The organism is Streptomyces sp. MB09-02B (assembly GCF_033794485.1).
In the GTDB taxonomy this organism is placed as follows: Bacteria; Actinomycetota; Actinomycetes; order Streptomycetales; family Streptomycetaceae; genus Streptomyces.
On sequence record NZ_JARGEE010000912.1, the window covers coordinates 1 to 1035 of the forward strand.

The following is a 1035-nucleotide window of genomic DNA, read 5'->3' on the forward strand; positions in this document are numbered from 1 at the left end:
GGACGGCCTCGACGTCCTGCGCAGGGTCGCCGCCGGGGGCGAGCCAGTCGGGGGCCCCGGCGGCGACCCTGCGCAGGACGTCGAGGCCGTCCGTGCCGCCGTCGAGGGCGACCAGGGGTTCGTGGTCGCGGGCCTCGCTCGGCAGGAACGGGACCTCGCCGGTGGGGACGTACGGCACGTTCGCCGCGAGGATGTCGACCCGGCCCCGCAGACGGTCGGGAAGGGCGGCGAAGAGGTCGCCCCGGTGGGCGTGGCCGGCGTAGGGCGTGAGATTGCGGCGGGCGCAGCGGACCGCTGTCGGGTCGATGTCGGCGGCGTGCAGTTCGGCGCCGTCGAGCGACGCGGCCAGGGCGGCGCCCACGGCGCCGGAGCCGCAGCAGAGGTCGACGACGACACGGGCAAGGGGGGCGGTGGCGAGGGCCTGCTCGACGAGGAACTCGGTGCGGCGGCGCGGGACGAACACGCCGGGTTCCACGGTGATGCGCAGGCCGGCGAAGTCCGCCCAGCCGAGGACGAGTTCGAGGGGCAGGCCCGCGACACGCCGGTCGACCATGGCAGCGGCCTCGTCCGGGGTGCGGGCGGTCGAGAGGATCAACTCCGCCTCGTCCTCGGCGAAGACGCAACCGGCGGCGCGCAGTGCCGTGACGACGGAGGTGAGGGGGAGAAGTGGCATGACGCCGAGGAGCCTTTCGGTGGGCCGAAGGGCGCTCCGGGGTGACCTATCGGCGACGCACCGCGCCGCGTCGAGGTGAGAGCACCCGACCTGAAACAGCGGTAATGGGTCTCACCTCCTGCGTCCACGTGCTGACTGGCCCGGCAACCCTACCCCATGGTCACAGCCGGTTCTCAAGACTCCGAGCGGCTCCACGACAGCCCTGTCGAGCGGCTCCACAGCGGCCCTGTCGAGCGGCTTCTCCGGGACCTTCGGCCCCCGCTCGCGAGCCGGTCGTCCGCGGGCCGGTGGGGGCTTCTCGCGTAGTTCCCCGCGCCCCTTCAGCAGGCTCTTTTAACACTCTCCGAGCCCACAGAACAGAC

1 protein-coding gene is annotated in these 1035 nt (G+C 73.3%); it reads right to left on the bottom strand.

All coding sequences use genetic code 11. The features are described from left to right. A partial coding sequence (locus tag P1P70_RS45040; RefSeq protein WP_319248336.1) for a putative protein N(5)-glutamine methyltransferase occupies nt 1–673 on the bottom strand: 673 nt, incomplete at its 3' end. Nucleotides 674–1035: the final 362 nt, after the last annotated feature.